Origin of the sequence: Bacteroides sp. L10-4, assembly GCF_013373675.1 — a bacterium.
GTDB classification, from domain to species: domain Bacteria; phylum Bacteroidota; class Bacteroidia; order Bacteroidales; family Bacteroidaceae; genus Bacteroides; species Bacteroides muris.
On sequence record NZ_JABXJH010000019.1, the window covers coordinates 31,418 to 48,941 of the forward strand.

The window sequence follows — 17,524 nt, forward strand, 5'->3', positions numbered from 1 at the left end:
CAACGATTATGGCAACACGAATGACCATCAACGGAATAAGCACCTGCACCGAAGCAGGTACGGAGAAATACGAGCGTTTCCAATTAGGTATCGGCAGACGCAAGCGGACACTTGTGCAGTACGACTACCGCCATCCCACAAACGGAGAGTTGTTCTCTTGTGTCAAACCCACGTTGGACGAGTGCCGAGCCGCACGGGACAAGTGGCTCACGGCAAAGGGAGGAAAGGAGGACAGACGATGAACGCAGCCTACCAAACGCTGATAGTGAAGTTCAGCGAGCCTATCAAAGTATTGGACGGCATCTTTGACGATGCCGAAGCGTGGGGAGTTGATACCCTAAAAAAGTGGATAGATGACTATGAAAGTAGCAGGTTTACCGCCATTGACAGCCATACGGCAGTCATCACAAGCGAGTACAATATGGAGTGCCTGATGGAATGGTTGAAACGAAACACACCCATTGCCGAGATAACAGAATGTTGAACAAGTTGGCGGTGTCCGCACCGCCAACATATAAACCCTAAAAGACAGCGTATATGATAGCGAAGACAATTTTGGAGCAGATAGGCGGCAGACGCTTTGCCGCCATGACTGGAAGCAAGGACTTCATAGACATGGGCAACGGCTTGCGCATGAGCCTTGCGAGGAACAAGACAAGTGCCAACCGCCTTGACATCATCTATGACGGAGGGGCAGACCTCTACAATATGCGTTTCTACCGCAGGACGTTCAGCAAAAAGACATTCGAGTGCAAGACGAAGGACATCGAAACGCACAAGGGGATATATTGCGATATGCTGGAAGAAATGTTCACGATGGTAACGGGGCTTTACACCCGATTTTGAGGGGTGGGCGGCAAAAGCCGCCCTACTTTCTTTCGGTGAGCATGATGGCGGACAAAGAAAGTAGCAAAGAAACCTTGTCTAATCTTCGATAATATTTACAAAAACAAGTTTTAATCATGGAAGCAATCAGACAGAACGGAAAAATCATCTTGCACAGCGATGACGGAACAGGCATGAAGATGATTTTCAAAAACCTGACGGGAAAGAATTTTCAAGGTCGGGAGTATGCGGAGTATATCCGTCATATCGCAATCGGAAGCATGGGATTTTCACCCGGCATCATCGAACATTGCAGGGACGGTGAGGTAATCGACATGGGAACAATACCGAATGTATGAAATGAAAGCGGAAAATCCGATGAAGCAGGCAGCTTCATCGGATTTTCTTTTGTCAGGCACTTGCCATATCATGGAACATACAGCAGCGCAAATTCCGCCTTCCTCCGTTTGAGCAGCATGGCGTGCCGTTTACCCTTGTAATTGCAGAAAGCAATATACTCCCGATAAATGTTCCTGTCGCCCGCTTCCAATTTTCGGATCAGCGTGCTTTTGGAGTATCCGTTGCCGCCCAAAAGTTTCGACGGACCGACATTGAAAGCCAGCGTGCCAAGCAAAATCGAATCCGCCCCGAACCTACGGAACATGGCGATGAACTTCCGCAGGTCTTTGCGCAGGAGCGCGTCCGCCTGCCGTTTCGTCATGGTGCGTGCAGAATACCTTTCGCCTTTTTGTAAACGATGCCCCCAGCCCAAGTAGGGATAGCAGCTTTGGTCATGCCAGCCTTCAAAATAGCGGGTGCATAGAAAAGCCCGCTCCATGAGTGGCAGGCGGTAGATTGCCGCCTGTCTGTCCGTTCCCTCTTGGCGGCTGATCTGTGCGGACACGGAACAGACCGCCAGCAGCGAACAGAGGATAGCCATGAATACACGCATCATCTTGGCAGAGGTTTGAAATTGCCCATAGGGATGACGGTCTGAATGTCGTCCTTACCGTTCCGATTATTGAAGTCAAATTCCAATTCATAGGAATTTTTGAAATTGTCCACCACCACCACGATGAAGTTGTGCGCCTCGTCGCCCTCTGCCGTGTAGTACAGCCGGAACTTCTCGTTTTCGAGCAGGTAGCGGTCGTTGGGCAGGAACGTAATGCCGTTGTCCATTTTCAATGTACCTTCCCCCTCGAACTGGAAATACCGGATGGTATAGAGGGTGTTGGCGAAGTCGCCCGTCTTTTTCAGCTCACAGCGGATTTCCACCGTCTGCCCCTTCGTCACCTTGTTCGGCACGGGCATGGTTTCCACCGTGAAGGGATAGGATTGCTGGATGTCCATGTCGTCGTCACACGACACGAGCGTGAGCGACACGGCGGCGAACAGGCAGAGTGCCAACGCCTTGAAGATGGATTTTCTTCGGTTCTTGTTGTTCAGTATGTTCATTTCAATTTGATTTTTAAGTTATTGTTCATTTCTTTTTTCGTTGTCAGTTGCAGATACTCGTTCAAGTCCTTGCAACCGTCATAGAGGGCTGAACGGTCACAGGCACGTCTGCCATAGCGTTTGCCAAGAACGTCAAGCGTCCTCCGTCCGGCTTCGTCACGGTCAAGGAAACAGTTGATGCGTCCGTAAGCGTCCAGATGCTTCATCGCCTTTTCCACGTTGGAAACGGAGTTCAGCACAAGACTGTCGCCATTGCCGACTATGCCGAGTGTGGCAGCAGAAAGGAAATCCATAAATCCCTCGAACACGCTGCACACGTCGGCAGCGGTATTTTCCAGCTTTACCAGTGACACATCTTTCGGTGGTATGCAACCCTTGAAATGGCGGCTGCGTACCTCATAGCCGCCAGCCATGTTTGGAAAGCCTATTGCGAAATACCGCTTTCCACGCACGCCATAGTTCAGGCGGAAACAATGGTGGAATGCAACGGCATAAGGTATGCCCCGTTCCGCCAGATAGTCCGTCAGCGGTGAGCGGAGCAACGGGACGGCTTCCACTCCTTCAAAGGCAGGTTCGGCAGGCTTCGGTTGATAGGTCGGAAAAGCCGACCTATCAACCACCATATTTGCGGCTTTCGCTATAAACCTCGCCTGTTCCATAAAATCCACGCTTTGCGCAAACTCCCCGGCAAGCGTAAAGATGTCGCCACCCTTGCCCAAACCGAAGTCGTACCAGAGCTGTTTCGCCACGTTCACACGGAAAGAGGGTGTGCGCTCATTGCGGTACGGCGCACGATACCAAAGCTCGTTTCCGCTTCTCCGTACAGGCTCGTGCCCCAACCGCGCGAGAAAGTCTGCCAACGGAATCCGCCTTATCATGTCGATGTCCGTATGCTCCATGCGGTGCGTCAGTTGATGATTATCTTGATGCCCGCCCCGAATTGGCAATGGAACTTTCTCGTGTCGCCACCCCACAGACAACGCTCCCGGAGGTTGGCGAGCAGGGCGATACGGTCAGCCACGTAAAACTCCACGTCCAGCGTCAGCGCACCGCCGTAGATGAAGGCGTCACGGTCATGGAGCGTGGAGCCGTCAGGCAGCACCTTCTCGCCCCAGTTCACCGATTCATACCCGGCAAGAGCCGAAGCACCCGCATAGACGAACACGGTTTTACGCGCGTCGGACAGTATCTTGAAGTAGTAGCCGCCCTCTGCCGTGAACTGTGCCACGGGTATCTTTGCGTCCTTGTAGGGGTTGTTCTTCAGCAGGTACTCGCCGCCGAACACCCATCTGTTACCTTTCTTCGTGTAGGTGGAGAGAGCCGCCCCGAAGCTGTACCCGCCGTCGTTGCCGCCGGGATTGAAGCCGTCCGCCATGTTTGCCCTGACCTCGATGCCTTGCATCTTCGGCAGGCACCGCTGGGCGTTCGCCCGCCCTGTGAACAGGGCAAGCGACGCGATAATCATAAAAAGGTACTTCTTCATAGTCAGCGCACTTGAAGTTCGTTGATGGTATTGGCTCGTACCAAGTCCTCGTTCTCAATCACGAAGGACTGGTGGCGACCGCCGTTCTTCTCGTTCAGCTCCACCACGAGGCACTTGCCGTCGGGGATGGTGAACTTTGCCATCGTGAAGACCGTGCGCTCGCTCTTCCTGCCCGGCACGAGCGTGGCGTAGTTCTGCGCGCGGAGCGGCAGGACGATCTGCTCCTGCACGGCGGTACGCTTCGCTACCTTCTTGTCCACGATTTTCCACGTTATGTAGTCCACGTCGAAAGGAATGTTGCTCTGGTTCTTGATTTCCGTGTGGAAATACAGAAGCCCGTTATGCGTGTAGATGCCTTTCAGCAGGTACTGGATGCCGAAACGCTTGCAGCCGATGTGCTTCACCTCGCGCTTGTTCTGCCTGTGGATGGACTTCATGATAAGGCGCACCAGCATCGGGCTTTCGCTGCCCAGCTCCTTCAGATAGATTTCCTGCGCGTTGTTCGGGCGGTTCACCGCCGAGCCGTCATGGATGAAATCGCACATCTCCACGTTGAGCAGCAGCGGTTCGGCGGCGTACTTCACGTTGAAGGTGTAAAAATTTCCGTCTTCCGTGATTACGGACATGTTGGTTTCGTTCGGAAAGTCCCTCACGGTAGCCTTCACGCGGATGACGTTCTCGGCTCCGTCGGCTTTGCCCGCAATCAGGTCGGGCGAGCCTAAATCGACATAGCGCACTTCCGAGGGGAAAATGACGTGGACGGTCTTGTCGTAGGTCACTTCCAAACCGTGCGGGGGGACCATGCGGTCAAATCCCAGCTTTCTTGTCAGCCCGTGGTACAGGTCGCCGTCCGCCTCCTTCTGCGGATAGACCTCCTTTGTCAAGGTCGGCTGTTCTGTCGTCGGCTGTTCTACACTGCCGTTGTCCGTTCCAACGGTCACGTTCTCCTGCGCGTTGGCAGTAGCGATGCCCATAGCGAGGGCAAACATGATGATTACTTTTCTCATATTACTTTGGATTTTAGTGGTAAATTAAACATTGGTTGTTGTTACTTTTTCTGTATTCTGTTTTCAGTCTATCTCCTGATAGAGCATGACCCTGTACCCGGCTTTCAGATGCACTTTCACCGTGCGCATCTTCTTGGCGATATACTGGCTCGTGCCTTGTATCAGCCCCTTGCCCAAGTCGGAGGCGAGCTGCGCCCCTGCATTGGTGGAGATATTGATGCTGCTCCCCAGCGAGCCGCCCATGTTTGCGGCAACCTCCCTGACAGCGTTCATTTCCATCGAGTTGGGGATGAAGATGCCGGGCTGCCCGTCCGTGTCATACACCGCCAGTTCCACCGGGATGATCGTACCTGTGTACTCCAGCGAAGTAATTTCAATATCAAGCCGTTCGCCCTGAATCTTTGCCGTGCCGACCACCACCGCATTACGGGGGATGATTTTGTCAGCCACCGCCATCGGCTCCAGCAGCCGTAATCTTACCGCCTGCCCGTCGGTCACGCTTTGCGCCCCATAGACGCACGCCGATATGGTGTTCCTGTCCGATACGGTCGTGACGCCCACCGCCGTGTTGAAATTGCGGTTACGCTCCTGCGAGAAGGAGGCGACAAACTCGGCGTTACTCATCGGTTGTCCAAGCGAGGACACCACCTGATGCACTACCTGCCTGACGGGTTTCGCCGTGTTCTTTCCGGCTTTCTGCACGGGGTAAGGCTCAGCCGCCTGCACCGGTTCCGGCTTGCCGCCGTTCTGACCGCCCATGTATTTCGCCGCCAGCTCATAGGACTTTTCCATAAGTGCCACCTGCTCATCCATAGCGGACGCCTTGCCTTTCTCGCTTTCCAGTTCCGATTCCAGCGATGCGATACGCTCCAGCAGTTCGTCCATCTCCGCGTTGTCGTTCTCCGGCTGCTCGTAGAAGTTACCGAGCGTGGCATTGAGGTCGCGGTAGGCGGCTGCGGAGGATTGGATGGTTTTCGGTGCGGGCTTCACCGCCTCTTCCGTTCCACCGGGATTGGCAAGGTCGAAGTCACTGCCATTGTCCGCTTCCACTGTTTCGCGGTCGAACAGGTCGCCCAACTGCTGCATGGCACGGTCGCGGTTCTCCTGCCGTTCTTCCATCGCCCCCTGTTCGTAGGCTTTCGCCTTGTCGCCGATAATCCGGCGGTTCGCCTTGTCCGCGTCGGGCATTTCGATGTTGTAGCCGCCCGTTCCCGGCTCCTGCTCCTTGCCGGAGGACGGTGCGAATATCAGCCACATTGCACCGAGGAATACCAGCACCATAGCGGGCAGCACTATCATCTTCTGACGTTTCAGCCGTTGGGCTTCGGTCAGCGGCTTGCGCACCTTCTTCGGTTTCCCGTTGTCGGGAGCCGCCTTGTTCTCGTTTTTAGGTTCATTCTTCGTCTGTTCCATACATATTATTATAATAAGGTGTAAAATTGTCACTCACTTCAGGCTTCAAGGACAGTTCCACCTGTCCGGCATGGTCTGTCACCATACGGCTGCCGTCATTCCTGCCGATGTCATGGACGGCTTTGCCGAAGGTGTAGAGGGCAAGCGCGGCGAATGCGGCGAGCATTGCCAGCACGACACGCCTGCGTGTCTTCGGCGGCAAGCCGTCCAGATACCCTTTGAGCCTTGCCACCAGCATTTTCTTTTTGTCGTGGAGTTTCCAATAGACCCTCCACAGCGATTTTCCGATTCCTTTCATGCCTGTTAGCGTTTGATGGTTTGTAAATCCTTGTTCTCGATGATGGTGAAACCCTCGATGGTGAACCCGTTGGGGTTGTCGTCCGAACGGGACGAGTTCAAGAGGCGGCATGTGGTCACGAGGCTGCGCTCGGTGACGTTGCTCTGCCGGATGATCTTCTGCGTGGCGTAGGTCACGGCACGGTAAGGATAGCCGTTGAAGTCGCACACCACGCTGTCCACCTTCAGCACTTGGTTGATGTTCCCGGCGATGATGCGGTTGTAGTACCCCTTCTCGGCGAAGTCCGAATAGTAGTTGTACACGCTCCTGTCCGCTAATAGCAGGGCACGCTTCACGTTGTGTTCTATCGCGCTCTTTTCGGGCGAGAGCGTGAAGAAAAGCTCGTGGAAGCGGCGCACATGCTCCCTTGCTTCTGCCGGACGGTTCTGCGACAGGTCCTGCGAGAGAGCCAGCATCAGCGACTTGCCGTTGTCCAGCACGTAGATCTTCTCACGTTGCCGCTCCGCGAAGCGGTAGGAACTCCACACGCTCCATACCGTTATCACGGCGCACAGCGAGAGGAAGACGATACCGAACAGGCGTATCTGCCTGAACGATGATTCGATGTTTTTGAGTGACTTGAATTCCATTGTTGTTTATTCGTTTTTAATTGTCAGTTGATTATTTCAGCAGCTTGCCGATGCGTCCCACGGCGTTGCCTGCGGTGGCGCCCGCCACGCTGCCCGCCATGCCTCCGGCGCGTCCCGCCATCTGGTTCACGTTGCGCCCGTAGCCGCCCATGCCCCCGGCTTGGATGATCCAGCCCGCCACCGTTGGAATGGTGAAGTAGCCGATGATGCCGATTATCATGAACACGATATACACCCCGTCGCTGGAATCCAGAGAGAAGTTGGGGTCAGTCTGCATACGCTCGATGTCGCTCTGGAGCATCAACACCTGAATCTTGGCGAGTATCGTGCTGAATATGTCCGACACGGGAAGCCACAGATAGACCTGTATGTAGCGGCAGAACCACTGCGTGAGCGTGCTTTGGAAGCCGTCCCACACCGAGATGGCGAAGGCTATCGGACCGAGTATCGCCAGCACCACGAGGAAGAAGGTGCGGATGGTGTCTATCACGAGGGCGGCGGCTTGGAACAGCAGTTCCAGTATCTCGCGGAAGAAGTCGCGGATGCCTTTCTTTATTTCGTACATCTTCCGGTCGAGGTACATTTTCGCCATCGTCACCATGTCGGCGGGCGACCAGCCCAGTTCCTCCAGCTGCTTGTCGTACTCCTCGTTTGACACGAGGTAGGCGGTTTCGGGGTTGCGCACCATCGCCTCGTATTCCAGCCTGTCCTTCTGCTCACGGTACCGGTTCATGTCCAGCGTCTGCGTTTCCAGCAGTTTCGCCGTGCCCTGCACCACGGGCGAGAGGACGCTGTTCACCGTGCCAAGCACCACCGTGGGGAAGAACATGATACACAGACCGATGGCGAACGGGCGGAGCATGGGGAATACGTCTATCGGTTCGGCTCTCGCCAGTGATTGCCATACACGATATGCCACGTAGAACAGCGCGCCCAGCCCGGCTATCCCTTTCGCCACGCCCGCCATGTCACCGCACAAGGGCATCATCTGCCCGTAGAGCGAGCGCAGGATCTGATGAAGGTTGTCGAACTCCATAGGCTACCAGTATCTTTCGTTCATACTGCCGTACAGCCCCATGATGCGGTCGAGGTCGTTCCTCTTCTTTGCCCGCAGGTAGCTCACACCGATGTTCTTGTTGGTGTAGTAGCTCACGAGGTTGCGGTAACGCTTCATCTTGGAGTGACAGCGTTCCACCACGTCCATGCGCTCCTTGTCCGTCATGGAGAGCGTGGTGATGTTCACCACATTTTTCAACTCCGTCAGCACGTCGTTGCTCTCCTCCAAGAGCTTCGTGTAGCCGAAGGCGATGGCTCCCAGCTCCTCCACCGTGAAGCTGTCGTCGCGCAGCATCTTCTGGAAGCTGGTCACGTAGATGTCGGTGATGTCGCCCACCATCAGGATGGTCTGCTGCACCTTGCGGGCATCTTTCACCAGGTTGTTCACGGATTTGAGGGCATCGTAATACTTCTTGCCCTGCTCATAGATTTTCACCGTTTCCTGAAAGTTCTTCACCATATTCTGGGCGGTGGTCGAGGTATGCACCACGTTCTTCGAGGTGTTCACGATGCTCTGCGCGATGTTGGACGGGTCTATCACCGCCCACTGTGCGCTTGCCCTGCCGGCTGCAAACAGGCACAGGCAGATAATAAGTGTCATTCTTGTTCTCATGTTACTTTGGATTTTAGTGGGTTTCATTATTTATTCTCCGCTTGTCGGATGGTCCGGTTTCGGGGTCACACGCACGTAGTCCCCGTTCGGCGAGAAGGTCAGGACGTCCGTCGCCTCGTTGTAGGACACGTCGATGCGGAAGCCGGTGTTCATGAAAAGGTTGCCGTTCTCCTCCTGCAAGAGGTAGGTTTCCGGCTTCAGTCTGCGGCGGATGCCGCTCCGCTTGAACACCGTTACCTTGTAGGCTTCACCCTCCTTGTAGATAAGCACGTCGGGCTTCCCCTCCACGCTCTCCCAGTTCCCGCAAAGCAGGTCGCGGCGGTTGTCCACGGTTTCGCAGGATTGCAGCACCATGACCGCCAGCCCGATCAGACACTTGCTGACTTGCAGCATTTTCGTTCTTGATATACTCATACGCATTTTCTGTTTTTAGTTGATGAATCTGTTTTACTTATTGCCTATTCCTTGTTTCTCCGTCTTTCGGCAAGCTGCCGGATGGCGGCTTCGATGTCGCCGCCCAGCTTTTCCGCCAGACGGTAAACCTCCACCTTCTCCGTTTCTTCGGTGGTGTACGCCAGATATTCCTCCGCGCTCACTTCGGTGGCATAGACAGCCGACTGCGTGCCGCCCAGTCCGATCCACACTTCCTTGTAATTGCGGTTCGGGTTGATTGCCATGTTGATGGAGAGTATCTGCGACTTCTCCTTCTCCGTCAGACCTAAAAGGGACTGTATGGCATCAAACTTGTTCATATATTTCCTTTGGTCAAGGAGTATCTTGCAGTCGGAGTTGTTGATGATGCTCTCCTTGACCACGGGCGAGGAAATGATGTCGTCCACCTCCTGCGTCACCACGATCGCCTCGCCGAAATACTTGCGCACGGTCTTGTACATATAGCGCAGGTACTCAGCCATGTTCGCTGAAGAGAGAGCCTTCCAAGCCTCTTCCACTATCAGCAATTTACGCACGCCTTTCAGACGGCGCATCTTGTTAATGAAGGCTTCCATGATGATTATGGTCACCACCGGGAAAAGCTCGCGATTTTCCTTAATACTGTCAATCTCGAAGACGATGAACCGCTTGCCGAGCAGGTCGATGTTCTCCGTGGAGTTGAGCAGGAAGTCGTAGCGTCCGCCCCGGTAATACTGCCGCATGGTGGTAAGCATGTTGTCGATGTTGAAGTCGGACTTCTCCACCTTGATGTCACGCTGTGCCAGCTCGCGGCGGTAGTCATCGCGCATGTACTCGTAGAAGGTGTTGAACGAGGGGACGATGCTCCGGTCAGCCCTGATGCGTTCGATGTAGGCGTTCACCGCGCTGCCCAGCTCGCCGCTCTCGGTCTTCGTCACCTTGTCGTCCTCCGACTTCCAGAGCGTCAGCAGCAGCGTCTTGATGCTGTCCTTCTTCTCCACGTCGTACACGTAGTCGTCGGTGTAGAATGGGTTGAACGAAATCGGTTTCTCCTCCGTATAGGTGAAATACACACCGTCCGCCCCGTTTGTCTTGCGCCGGATCATTTCGCACAAGCCCTGATAGGAGTTTCCCGTGTCCACCAGCACCACGTGCGCGCCCTGTTCCCAATACTGCCTCACGAGGTGGTTCATGAAGAACGACTTGCCCGAACCGCTCGGTCCCAGCACGAACTTGTTGCGGTTGGTGGTGATGCCGCGCTTCATCGGCAGGTCGCTGATGTCGAGGTGCAGGGGCTTCCCCGTGAGCCTGTCCACCATCTTGATGCCGAAGGGCGAGAGCGAGCTGCGGTAGTTGGTTTCCTCCGTAAAGAGGCATACCGCCTGCTCGATGAACGTATGGAAACTTTCCTCGGCAGGAAAGTCCGCCGCGTTGCCGGGCATCGCCGCCCAGTAGAGCGTCGGGCAGTCGATGGTGTTGTGGCGCGGCACGCACTCCATGCTTGCCAGCTGGCTGCCCACGTCGTTCTTGATATGCTTCAGTTCCTCCGCGTCGTCGCTCCACGCCATGACGTTGAAGTGTGCCCGCACCGAGGTCAGCCCGTAGGAATGGGCTTCGTTCAGGTACCGGTCCGTCCACTCGCGGTTGATGCTGTTGCTCCTCGAATAGCGGGAGAGCGACTGCATGTTCCTTGCGGACTTCTCGAACTTCTGCAAGTTTTCCTCGCTGTTGTCTATTAGCACATACTGGTTGTAGATGTGGTTGCAGGAGAGCAGCAGCCCCACCGGGGAGGCAAAGGAGAGGCGGCAGTCGCTTCTGTCCGTGGAGAGTTTCTCGTAGCGGATGTCGGTAGCCACCTTTCCGGGCATATCCTCCGCGTCGGAGAGGGTGTGCAGGCACAGGCGGTTGTCGCCGATGCGCATTTCCTTTGCCGAGAGGTCGATGTCCTGCAAGGTCGCATTCCCTTCGGGCATAAGCGAGAAGTAACGCTCTATCAGCCCGGCGGACTTCTCCGTGCCGACAATCTCGTCGGTGGAGAGCCGGCGCAGCCTGACAAAGCCGCTGTCGTTCATGATGCGCTCGAACTGTTCGGCGGCCTCCATAAACTTCCCGGCGGTTTCCTTGTCCAGCTCCTTCGGGATGATATGCCCCCGGCACAGCGTGCTGAAGTTGCTCTGCATCCGGTTGCGCTCCTTCGTCGTCTTGGTCAGGTAGAGGTAGCAGGTGTGCTTCAGGTACGGACGCTCGTTGAAGTGACGCTCGTTGGAGCGGCTCAGGAAGCTCATGTCCTCCTTTTGCAGTTCCGGCTTGTAGCGTTCCTTGATGAACCAGTCCTGCTTGTGGACGACGCAGAAGTCCGGCAGCACCTTGATAGCCTTGCACCAGCAGCCGTGTATCGCCTCGTACTCCGCGCCCGTCACGGTGTAAAGCTCCGGCAGCTCCACCTCGAAAGCCACCGTGATGTCGGCGTCTTTGGAAATGATGCAGCCTTGCTCCACCGCCAGCAGGGGGAACCTGTTTTCCAGTGTTGTCATTTTGGATGTATTTCTCATGTCGTTTCTTCCTTTCGTTGCCGTTTGAATAATCGGGTGATCCGCCGCCGGTTGATAAGGTATCGGGGATGGTTCCGTGCCGCTCCCAGCTTCATAAGCCCGTGTTCGCCGTACCGTGCGTTCAGCGCGAAGGTCTGCCATACGAGGACGGAGGACGATGCCGCGCCGAAGCCGATACATACCCACTGGTCGATGCCGACCATGTAGAGGATGACGAACAGGATGAAGAGAGCCAGCAGACCTCCGCAGAAAATGAAGAGGTATTGTGCCTTCAGACCCTTGAACTCGACCGGACGGCCGATACCCTTGTTTATCGGGTATTCAGCCATACATTGTTTATTAAAGGAAGAATGAACGCAGGATAGTCGCGGCGACAATCAGGAAAATGCACGCTCCGAACCAGCTTGCGGCGGTCTTCGAGGTGTCGGGGTCGCCGGACGAGAATTTTCCGTACACTTTTACGCCTCCGATAAGACCGATTACAGCACCGACGGCGTAAATCAGTTTCACTCCCGGATCGAAATAGGAACTCACCATAGAGGTGGCTTCGTTGATGCCCGCCATGCCGTTTCCCTGCGCGAAGGCGGAGGCGGTTGCGGCAACCAGAAGTGCCGCAGAGATGATGAACTTTTGTCTGATGTTCTTGTTCATAAACTGTTCTTGTTTTGTGCCGTCCAAAGGGTGGATGGTCCTTTTTCGGGCGGTTGATACTTGATTACTTTACTTTGGTTTAGTGGATTCTCCCTTTGTTTCCACGGACTTGGGAGGGTCCGTTGCGGACGGGCCGTACCTTGTACCGCCGTGCCGCGTGGTGTGATGTTGTCTTACGTTTTCATTTTTTCTATCGTCTTTCGTTACACATACTTCCGGATGTCGAACTCCTCGATATTGTCGGGGACGGTAAATTCCTTGTCCAGTTTCTTCAGCCGGATTTCAATAAGCCCCTTGATGCGGATGCTCAGTTCTGTCGAGCCTGCCATCAGTTTCTCGTACAGTTCCGTCCCTTCCATGTCGGTGAAGACCTTTGCTGCCCGGTCCTGTTCCGCCGTTGTCGCCTGCGGATTCTTGGCGGTCTTGACGGCATCGTCTATCTCGTCGAAGCTGTTGCCTGAAGCCCGTGGCAGATTCGGACCATTCTCTTCCGGTTCGTCCTCTCCGAACTCCAGTTCCGAAGGCTGCATGCTCGTGAAGGTTTCGTCGAGCTTCTCTTCCGGGACTTGTGCCGGACGGTACACGGCTTCCGCGTTTCCGTCGTCAAAAGTAGCGTCTTCTTCCGCCAGCCCAATGCCTTTTTCCGAAGTGGCAGCTTCTTGCGCCGGTATGGCAGCGGTTGTCCGGGTCGATGCCATCCTGAAACGGCTCTTGCCGATGATGTCCGGTTTTTCTGCGGGTGGTGTTTCCCGTACTGTTTCCTGCTTTACCGTCGTGCCGCCCAACGACCTCCACAGTCCGGCAATGCCTCTAAGGAAGCGGACGAGCTTCGTTTCCATGATGCGGTCGTAGAGCAGCAGGAACAGGAACCACAGGTTACAGCCCGCCGATACAGTCAGGAGAATCATCGTCATGCTCATAGCTCTACTTTGGGGACTGAGTCCAACATACGGTTGATTTCGGCACGGTGTGTCTGGAAATGTTCGTTAAGCACATTGTCCAGATAGTCGGCGATGGTCAGATTTCCTTTACCTAATAAATAGGTGATTTCGGTTATCACGCTGTGGTTTGCCAAACTGATGTACACTTGCTTTCCCTCTCTCGCCTTGATGCCTGATTTTTTCAGGAAGGCGCGATAGTCATTCTTTTTTCTTTTCATGTCTGTTTCTTTTTGACGGTTAAAATACTGAATTGTAATTCCGGGCGTAAAGGCTCTTTATCGCCTCCTCGCACTGGTTGAAGTGGTGCGTAAGCACATGGTCGATGTAGGCGGACAGCGACAGCCGGTCATGCCCGATCACACGGGTGATGCGCATGATGCGGTCGTGGTACTCCGGGCGCACATACGCCATCTTCCCCTCCCGCGCCTTCACTTCGGGTTCACGGATGAAAAGCCGTTCATAGTCCTTTTCGCCGCATTTGCCGCCTACCGGCACGGGCGACAGGATTTCCACACTCGCCTGCACTTGGGCAAGCATACTTCCGCCGTCATGATGCGGATTTCTGTTTTTCTGGTTCTTTTCCTGATTCATATCCATATTCATATTAAGTCTTCACGTTGTTTCCTGTACAGTTCGTTTATTTTCTCCTTGTGCTGTTCCAGATGCTGGCGCAGCACGGTGTCCACGTAGCCGCCTACCGAGATTTCCCGCCCGGCGATGTCGTTAACGATTTTAAGAATCTTGCTGTGTACGTCGCGGCTGATATAGACGCACTGGCGTGTCTTTATCTCGTTGCGGCGCAGGAACAGTCCGGTGTAGTCGTCCTCCTGCCGTTTGCGGCGTCCGCTGTCTTTCAGCGGTTTCTCCTTTGCCGGTGACGGTGCGGACGGCTGTTCCGATTCGGGAACGCTTTCTTCTTCGGGGGCCGGCGCGGGCGGCTCCTGCGCGCGGTACAGGGTTCCGTCCTGCTTGCGCCTGCCGATAGAGGCTATCAACAGTTCCTCGTCGATGCCTTCGGTGTTCACTTTCCTGCTGCCCATGTTCATCGCGGTTTGATGATGCTGACAATCTCTTCCGAGAACTCACGGATGCCGCTCCCTTTCAGCAGGGACGTGTCCATCGGGAAGATGGTCGAGCGGAAAACGCCCTTGCGTTCTTCCGAGAGGTCGCGCCGGAATTTCTTGCTGTCGGGCAGGCGTGTGGACAAGACCGACAGTCCCATTTCGGCAATCACATCTTCATACAGGTCGTACAGCCCGTTCTTCTCCCTGCCGTCCACCATCGTCCAGAACAGGTGAAGACCTTTTGTTTTCGCCTGTCCCGTCGTCATTAGGTTGTCACGGAACATCGCGGCGAATTGCAGGGTGCTTTCCACGACGAAGCGGTCGGCACTCATGGGCGTGAAGATGTAGTCCATCTGAGAGAGCGTCTTGACAACGCCGTCGCTACGGAGCGTGCCCGGCATGTCGAAGAACACGATGTCGGGTTTCACCTCCTCGCTGACGAGCATCCTGTCGGCATCGTCGAGGGCGTCCTGTGAGTTACTCTTGATGACCGGGTAGGCGTTCTTCCTGACCTTGCGGAAGTGGTCGCACGCGAGTGCCTTGAAATAGAGGCTCTCGTCGATAAGTTTCGTTTCACGTTCACGCAGACCGTGGATGCTGTGTTGCGGGTCGTCGCAGTCTATGACGGCGACATTGTAGCCCTTCACGTTGTGGAGGTAGTTGGCGGCAAGAGCCGTGACGGTGGATTTGCCGATGCCTCCCTTTTGTGTTGCGAATGCAACGAAGATTTCATTACTCATGGTTCTATTGCTTTTAATGGTTGATGAATTGTTTTCCTGTTCCTGTATGGAAGCGGTGACGTATATATCCGCGTCCGCGAATCATTATCCGGGCGGTCCGTCACGTATCCGTTTCAACGGTGAAGCCGGGATTCGGATAACCGGTGAATGACGGCATTGCGTCATGAAGTCATTGAATCCGTGAATCACCGCGTTGTTGTAAAACCGGGTATCCGGCAGTGCGGATATTCGGTTTTGCAAATGTCCGCCTAAGCGGTTTGCCGGGTATCTGAAAGTTCCTTTTTCCATATCTTCAAATCGTTCGTTTCTTGAATCATGCTGCAAATAAACAAGTATATTCCGGAACTTGTATCACTTCTCCGGCAAGTGGCAGCATGTTGCGCCGGTTGGCAGCCATTGACCGGGTCAAGCCTCTGTCCGATACCGCTTTAAGGGCGTAACTTTGCCCCCGAACGGCAGGGTTCGCCGCAGGTGGCGCAGCCCGGAGTTTGAAAGGCATTCCCCCAATCCGTCCCCGACGGATTTTTATGTTCACCTGAACATAGCAAGGTATGTTTTCAGCCGCTCAAAACATTTTGAGCAGCCACGAAAACGCCTTGCCCTTGCAGGGGGCGGGCTTACCCTCCGAAGTCGGGAAGCCTCTCAAACCTGCGGTGCTGTGCCTCGAAGCGGCGGCTTATGCCGTCCATCCGCTAAATCCAAAGTAATATGAGTGAAAAAAGAAGAAACAAAGGCGGGAGAAATCCCAAACTCGATCCGGCGGTGTTCCGCTACACCGTCCGTTTCAACGAGGAGGAACACAACCGTTTCCTCTCCATGTTCGAGAAGTCGGGCGTTTACGCCAAGTCGGTTTTCCTGAAGGCGCACTTCTTCGGGCAGCCGTTCAAGGTGCTGAAAGTGGACAAGACGCTGGTGGATTACTACACCAAACTGTCCGATTTTCACGCGCAGTTCCGCGCAATAGGCACAAATTACAACCAAGTCGTGAAGGAACTGAGGCTGCATTTTTCCGAGAAAAAGGCGATGGCGTTGCTCTACAAGCTGGAGCAACAGACCGTCGAACTCGTGAAACTGAGCCGCCGGATTGTGGAACTTTCAAGGGAAATGGAGGCGAAATGGTCGCAAAAATCAGTGTAGGCAGCTCGTTGTACGGCGCGATTGCCTACAACGGGGAGAAGATCAACGAGGCGCAAGGGCGGCTGCTCACTACCAACCGTATCTATAATGACGGTTCGGGAACGGTGGACATCAACAAGGCAATGGAGGGCTTCCACACCTTTCTGCCGCCACAGATGAAAGTGGAGAAGCCAGTGGTGCATATCTCGCTCAACCCACATCCCGATGACGTGCTGACCGATGCGGAATTGCAGGATATAGCCCGCGAGTATCTGGAAAAACTCGGTTTCGGCAACCAGCCTTACCTTGTTTTCAAGCACGAGGACATTGACCGCCACCACCTGCACATCGTGACCGTGCGGGTGGAGGAGAACGGGAAATGTATCAGTGACAAGAACAACTACTATCGTAGCAAGCAGATCACCCGTGAGTTGGAGAAGAAATACGGACTGCACGATGCGGAGCGCAGGACCCGCCGTCTTGACCCGCCGCTGTGCAAGGTGGACGCCTCTGCGGGCGACGTGAAGAAGCAGGCAGGGAATATTGTCAAGGTTCTGAACGGGCAGTACCGTTTTCAGACAATGGGCGAATACCGCGCACTCCTTTCCTTATATAATATGATGGTGGAGGAAACGCACGGCAATGTGCGCGGACGCGAGTATCACGGGCTGGTCTATTCCGTCACGGATGACATGGGCAACAAAGTCGGTAATCCGTTCAAATCCTCGCTCTTCGGGAAATCCGTCGGCTATGAAGCCGTGCAGAGGAAGTTTGCCCGTTCCAAGCAGGAGATTAAGGACAGGGAACTCGCCGGAATGACGAAACGCACTGTCCTTTCCGTGCTGGAAGGCACGTATGACAAGGATAAGTTCGTTGCCACGCTCAAAGGAAAAGGCATTGACACCGTGCTGCGCTACACAGAGGAAGGGCGCATCTACGGATCCACGTTCATCGACCACCGCACGGGCTGCGTGCTGAACGGATCGCGCATGGGCAAGGAACTTTCCGCCAACGCCTTGCAGGAACACTTCACGCTGCCTTACGCCGGACTGCCGCCCGTTCCGCTTTCCGTTCCGGTGGAAGCCGGGAAGGATATGCGCGGACAGAGCGCATCCGACGATGAAAGCATGGCGGGCGGTGTCGGCCTGCTCACTTCCGAAGGTCCGGCGGTGGACGCCGAGGAGGAAGCTTTCATCCGGGCGATGCAGCGCAAGAAGAAAAAGAAGAAGCGCAAAGGCTTGGGAATGTAATCAGGAGTATCAACAATCAA

At 54.9% G+C, this 17,524-nt stretch carries 26 protein-coding genes; 6 read left to right on the plus strand and 20 right to left on the minus strand.

The features are described 5' to 3' along the window. Positions 1 to 8: 8 nt before the first annotated feature. From HU824_RS08100 to HU824_RS08115, 4 genes are all read left to right on the plus strand, one after another. Entirely contained in the window at positions 9 to 242 is a 234-nt protein-coding gene (locus tag HU824_RS08100; protein WP_025069036.1) for a DUF3873 domain-containing protein, read from the plus strand. Next, positions 239 to 484, plus strand: coding sequence for a hypothetical protein (locus tag HU824_RS08105; protein ID WP_018667426.1), 246 nt, complete (start codon positions 239 to 241; stop codon positions 482 to 484). The genes HU824_RS08100 and HU824_RS08105 overlap by 4 nt, the downstream gene beginning before the upstream one ends. Positions 485 to 537: 53 nt before the next feature. After that, complete coding sequence (locus tag HU824_RS08110) at positions 538 to 846, plus strand: hypothetical protein (RefSeq protein WP_018667425.1); 309 nt, start codon at positions 538 to 540, stop codon at positions 844 to 846. A gap of 116 nt (positions 847 to 962) precedes the next feature. Next, the gene (locus HU824_RS08115; protein WP_018667424.1) at positions 963 to 1,184 is read left to right on the plus strand and encodes a hypothetical protein; all 222 of its coding nucleotides are present in this window, start codon (positions 963 to 965) and stop codon (positions 1,182 to 1,184) included. Positions 1,185 to 1,252: 68 nt separating this feature from the next. Here the strand turns inward: HU824_RS08115 and HU824_RS08120 are convergent, their stop codons facing one another. The 20 genes from HU824_RS08120 to HU824_RS20015 form a co-directional block, all read right to left on the minus strand. Continuing rightward, entirely contained in the window at positions 1,253 to 1,780 is a 528-nt protein-coding gene (locus HU824_RS08120; protein ID WP_018667423.1) for a lysozyme, read from the minus strand. Next, the gene (locus HU824_RS08125; RefSeq protein WP_065538002.1) at positions 1,777 to 2,280 is read right to left on the minus strand and encodes a DUF3872 domain-containing protein; all 504 of its coding nucleotides are present in this window, start codon (positions 2,278 to 2,280) and stop codon (positions 1,777 to 1,779) included. The genes HU824_RS08120 and HU824_RS08125 overlap by 4 nt, the downstream gene beginning before the upstream one ends. Then, positions 2,277 to 3,179, minus strand: a complete 903-nt coding sequence (locus HU824_RS08130; RefSeq protein ID WP_065538003.1) for a toprim domain-containing protein — start codon at positions 3,177 to 3,179, stop codon at positions 2,277 to 2,279. The genes HU824_RS08125 and HU824_RS08130 overlap by 4 nt, the downstream gene beginning before the upstream one ends. Before the next feature lie 8 nt (positions 3,180 to 3,187). Next, positions 3,188 to 3,763: a conjugal transfer protein TraO gene (locus tag HU824_RS08135; protein ID WP_018667420.1), complete on the minus strand. Its 576-nt coding sequence runs from the start codon at positions 3,761 to 3,763 to the stop codon at positions 3,188 to 3,190. 2 nt (positions 3,764 to 3,765) lie between these two features. Next, entirely contained in the window at positions 3,766 to 4,770 is a 1,005-nt protein-coding gene (traN, locus tag HU824_RS08140; RefSeq protein ID WP_018667419.1) for a conjugative transposon protein TraN, read from the minus strand. Between the two features lie 63 nt (positions 4,771 to 4,833). Further along, complete coding sequence (gene traM, locus HU824_RS08145; protein ID WP_018667418.1) at positions 4,834 to 6,183, minus strand: conjugative transposon protein TraM; 1,350 nt, start codon at positions 6,181 to 6,183, stop codon at positions 4,834 to 4,836. Continuing rightward, positions 6,164 to 6,481 (minus strand): TraL conjugative transposon family protein, encoded by a 318-nt coding sequence (locus HU824_RS08150; protein WP_018667417.1) that lies wholly within the window; start codon positions 6,479 to 6,481, stop codon positions 6,164 to 6,166. Before HU824_RS08150 ends, traM begins: the two co-directional genes overlap by 20 nt. A 5-nt stretch (positions 6,482 to 6,486) precedes the next feature. Further along, positions 6,487 to 7,110, minus strand: a complete 624-nt coding sequence (traK, locus tag HU824_RS08155) for a conjugative transposon protein TraK (RefSeq protein ID WP_018667416.1) — start codon at positions 7,108 to 7,110, stop codon at positions 6,487 to 6,489. A 31-nt stretch (positions 7,111 to 7,141) separates the two neighbouring features. Further along, positions 7,142 to 8,146 (minus strand): conjugative transposon protein TraJ, encoded by a 1,005-nt coding sequence (gene traJ / locus HU824_RS08160; RefSeq protein WP_176468593.1) that lies wholly within the window; start codon positions 8,144 to 8,146, stop codon positions 7,142 to 7,144. A 3-nt stretch (positions 8,147 to 8,149) separates the two neighbouring features. Beyond that, positions 8,150 to 8,779: a DUF4141 domain-containing protein gene (locus tag HU824_RS08165; RefSeq protein WP_057098481.1), complete on the minus strand. Its 630-nt coding sequence runs from the start codon at positions 8,777 to 8,779 to the stop codon at positions 8,150 to 8,152. A gap of 30 nt (positions 8,780 to 8,809) precedes the next feature. After that, the gene (locus tag HU824_RS08170; protein WP_117754274.1) at positions 8,810 to 9,193 is read right to left on the minus strand and encodes a DUF3876 domain-containing protein; all 384 of its coding nucleotides are present in this window, start codon (positions 9,191 to 9,193) and stop codon (positions 8,810 to 8,812) included. 44 nt (positions 9,194 to 9,237) lie between these two features. Further along, a complete protein-coding gene (locus tag HU824_RS08175) occupies positions 9,238 to 11,742 on the minus strand; it encodes a TraG family conjugative transposon ATPase (protein WP_176468594.1) in 2,505 nt (834 codons plus the stop codon). Further along, positions 11,739 to 12,071 carry a DUF4133 domain-containing protein gene (locus HU824_RS08180; protein WP_018667411.1) on the minus strand — a complete coding sequence of 111 codons (333 nt, stop codon included), beginning with the start codon at positions 12,069 to 12,071 and terminating at the stop codon, positions 11,739 to 11,741. Before HU824_RS08180 ends, HU824_RS08175 begins: the two co-directional genes overlap by 4 nt. Positions 12,072 to 12,081: 10 nt before the next feature. Then, positions 12,082 to 12,393, minus strand: a complete 312-nt coding sequence (locus HU824_RS08185) for a DUF4134 domain-containing protein (RefSeq protein ID WP_008782546.1) — start codon at positions 12,391 to 12,393, stop codon at positions 12,082 to 12,084. Between the two features lie 203 nt (positions 12,394 to 12,596). Further along, positions 12,597 to 13,313 (minus strand): conjugal transfer protein TraD, encoded by a 717-nt coding sequence (locus HU824_RS08190; RefSeq protein WP_176468595.1) that lies wholly within the window; start codon positions 13,311 to 13,313, stop codon positions 12,597 to 12,599. Further along, a complete protein-coding gene (locus tag HU824_RS08195) occupies positions 13,310 to 13,585 on the minus strand; it encodes a DUF3408 domain-containing protein (RefSeq protein ID WP_224263059.1) in 276 nt (91 codons plus the stop codon). The genes HU824_RS08190 and HU824_RS08195 overlap by 4 nt, the downstream gene beginning before the upstream one ends. Continuing rightward, positions 13,572 to 13,925 carry a DUF3408 domain-containing protein gene (locus tag HU824_RS08200; protein WP_121766882.1) on the minus strand — a complete coding sequence of 118 codons (354 nt, stop codon included), beginning with the start codon at positions 13,923 to 13,925 and terminating at the stop codon, positions 13,572 to 13,574. Before HU824_RS08200 ends, HU824_RS08195 begins: the two co-directional genes overlap by 14 nt. Positions 13,926 to 13,933: 8 nt before the next feature. Next, complete coding sequence (locus tag HU824_RS08205; protein ID WP_025069040.1) at positions 13,934 to 14,374, minus strand: DUF3408 domain-containing protein; 441 nt, start codon at positions 14,372 to 14,374, stop codon at positions 13,934 to 13,936. Between the two features lie 2 nt (positions 14,375 to 14,376). Next, positions 14,377 to 15,204, minus strand: a complete 828-nt coding sequence (locus tag HU824_RS08210; RefSeq protein WP_228385816.1) for a ParA family protein — start codon at positions 15,202 to 15,204, stop codon at positions 14,377 to 14,379. Between the two features lie 18 nt (positions 15,205 to 15,222). Next, positions 15,223 to 15,426, minus strand: a complete 204-nt coding sequence (locus HU824_RS20015) for a hypothetical protein (RefSeq protein ID WP_008782540.1) — start codon at positions 15,424 to 15,426, stop codon at positions 15,223 to 15,225. Positions 15,427 to 15,846: 420 nt separating this feature from the next. Here HU824_RS20015 and mobA point away from each other — a divergent pair, with 420 nt between their 5' ends. Then, positions 15,847 to 16,275, plus strand: a complete 429-nt coding sequence (gene mobA / locus HU824_RS08220) for a conjugal transfer protein MobA (protein WP_121766867.1) — start codon at positions 15,847 to 15,849, stop codon at positions 16,273 to 16,275. After that, positions 16,254 to 17,504, plus strand: a complete 1,251-nt coding sequence (mobB, locus tag HU824_RS08225; protein ID WP_176468596.1) for a conjugal transfer protein MobB — start codon at positions 16,254 to 16,256, stop codon at positions 17,502 to 17,504. The genes mobA and mobB overlap by 22 nt, the downstream gene beginning before the upstream one ends. Positions 17,505 to 17,524: the final 20 nt, after the last annotated feature.

Excerpts from the sequence above, each read along its gene's own strand:
- HU824_RS08100 (WP_025069036.1), top strand. The coding sequence starts at position 9 with ATGGCAACACGAATGACCATCAACGGAATAAGCACCTGCACCGAAGCA.
- HU824_RS08105 (WP_018667426.1), top strand. The coding sequence starts at position 239 with ATGAACGCAGCCTACCAAACGCTGATAGTGAAGTTCAGCGAGCCTATC.
- HU824_RS08110 (WP_018667425.1), top strand. The coding sequence starts at position 538 with ATGATAGCGAAGACAATTTTGGAGCAGATAGGCGGCAGACGCTTTGCC.
- HU824_RS08115 (WP_018667424.1), top strand. The coding sequence starts at position 963 with ATGGAAGCAATCAGACAGAACGGAAAAATCATCTTGCACAGCGATGAC.
- HU824_RS08120 (WP_018667423.1), bottom strand. The coding sequence starts at position 1,780 with ATGATGCGTGTATTCATGGCTATCCTCTGTTCGCTGCTGGCGGTCTGT.
- HU824_RS08125 (WP_065538002.1), bottom strand. The coding sequence starts at position 2,280 with ATGAACATACTGAACAACAAGAACCGAAGAAAATCCATCTTCAAGGCG.
- HU824_RS08130 (WP_065538003.1), bottom strand. The coding sequence starts at position 3,179 with ATGGAGCATACGGACATCGACATGATAAGGCGGATTCCGTTGGCAGAC.
- HU824_RS08135 (WP_018667420.1), bottom strand. The coding sequence starts at position 3,763 with ATGAAGAAGTACCTTTTTATGATTATCGCGTCGCTTGCCCTGTTCACA.
- traN (WP_018667419.1), bottom strand. The coding sequence starts at position 4,770 with ATGAGAAAAGTAATCATCATGTTTGCCCTCGCTATGGGCATCGCTACT.
- traM (WP_018667418.1), bottom strand. The coding sequence starts at position 6,183 with ATGGAACAGACGAAGAATGAACCTAAAAACGAGAACAAGGCGGCTCCC.
- HU824_RS08150 (WP_018667417.1), bottom strand. The coding sequence starts at position 6,481 with ATGAAAGGAATCGGAAAATCGCTGTGGAGGGTCTATTGGAAACTCCAC.
- traK (WP_018667416.1), bottom strand. The coding sequence starts at position 7,110 with ATGGAATTCAAGTCACTCAAAAACATCGAATCATCGTTCAGGCAGATA.
- traJ (WP_176468593.1), bottom strand. The coding sequence starts at position 8,146 with ATGGAGTTCGACAACCTTCATCAGATCCTGCGCTCGCTCTACGGGCAG.
- HU824_RS08165 (WP_057098481.1), bottom strand. The coding sequence starts at position 8,779 with ATGAGAACAAGAATGACACTTATTATCTGCCTGTGCCTGTTTGCAGCC.
- HU824_RS08170 (WP_117754274.1), bottom strand. The coding sequence starts at position 9,193 with ATGAGTATATCAAGAACGAAAATGCTGCAAGTCAGCAAGTGTCTGATC.
- HU824_RS08175 (WP_176468594.1), bottom strand. The coding sequence starts at position 11,742 with ATGAGAAATACATCCAAAATGACAACACTGGAAAACAGGTTCCCCCTG.
- HU824_RS08180 (WP_018667411.1), bottom strand. The coding sequence starts at position 12,071 with ATGGCTGAATACCCGATAAACAAGGGTATCGGCCGTCCGGTCGAGTTC.
- HU824_RS08185 (WP_008782546.1), bottom strand. The coding sequence starts at position 12,393 with ATGAACAAGAACATCAGACAAAAGTTCATCATCTCTGCGGCACTTCTG.
- HU824_RS08190 (WP_176468595.1), bottom strand. The coding sequence starts at position 13,313 with ATGAGCATGACGATGATTCTCCTGACTGTATCGGCGGGCTGTAACCTG.
- HU824_RS08200 (WP_121766882.1), bottom strand. The coding sequence starts at position 13,925 with ATGAATCAGGAAAAGAACCAGAAAAACAGAAATCCGCATCATGACGGC.
- HU824_RS08205 (WP_025069040.1), bottom strand. The coding sequence starts at position 14,374 with ATGGGCAGCAGGAAAGTGAACACCGAAGGCATCGACGAGGAACTGTTG.
- HU824_RS20015 (WP_008782540.1), bottom strand. The coding sequence starts at position 15,426 with ATGGAAAAAGGAACTTTCAGATACCCGGCAAACCGCTTAGGCGGACAT.
- mobA (WP_121766867.1), top strand. The coding sequence starts at position 15,847 with ATGAGTGAAAAAAGAAGAAACAAAGGCGGGAGAAATCCCAAACTCGAT.
- mobB (WP_176468596.1), top strand. The coding sequence starts at position 16,254 with ATGGTCGCAAAAATCAGTGTAGGCAGCTCGTTGTACGGCGCGATTGCC.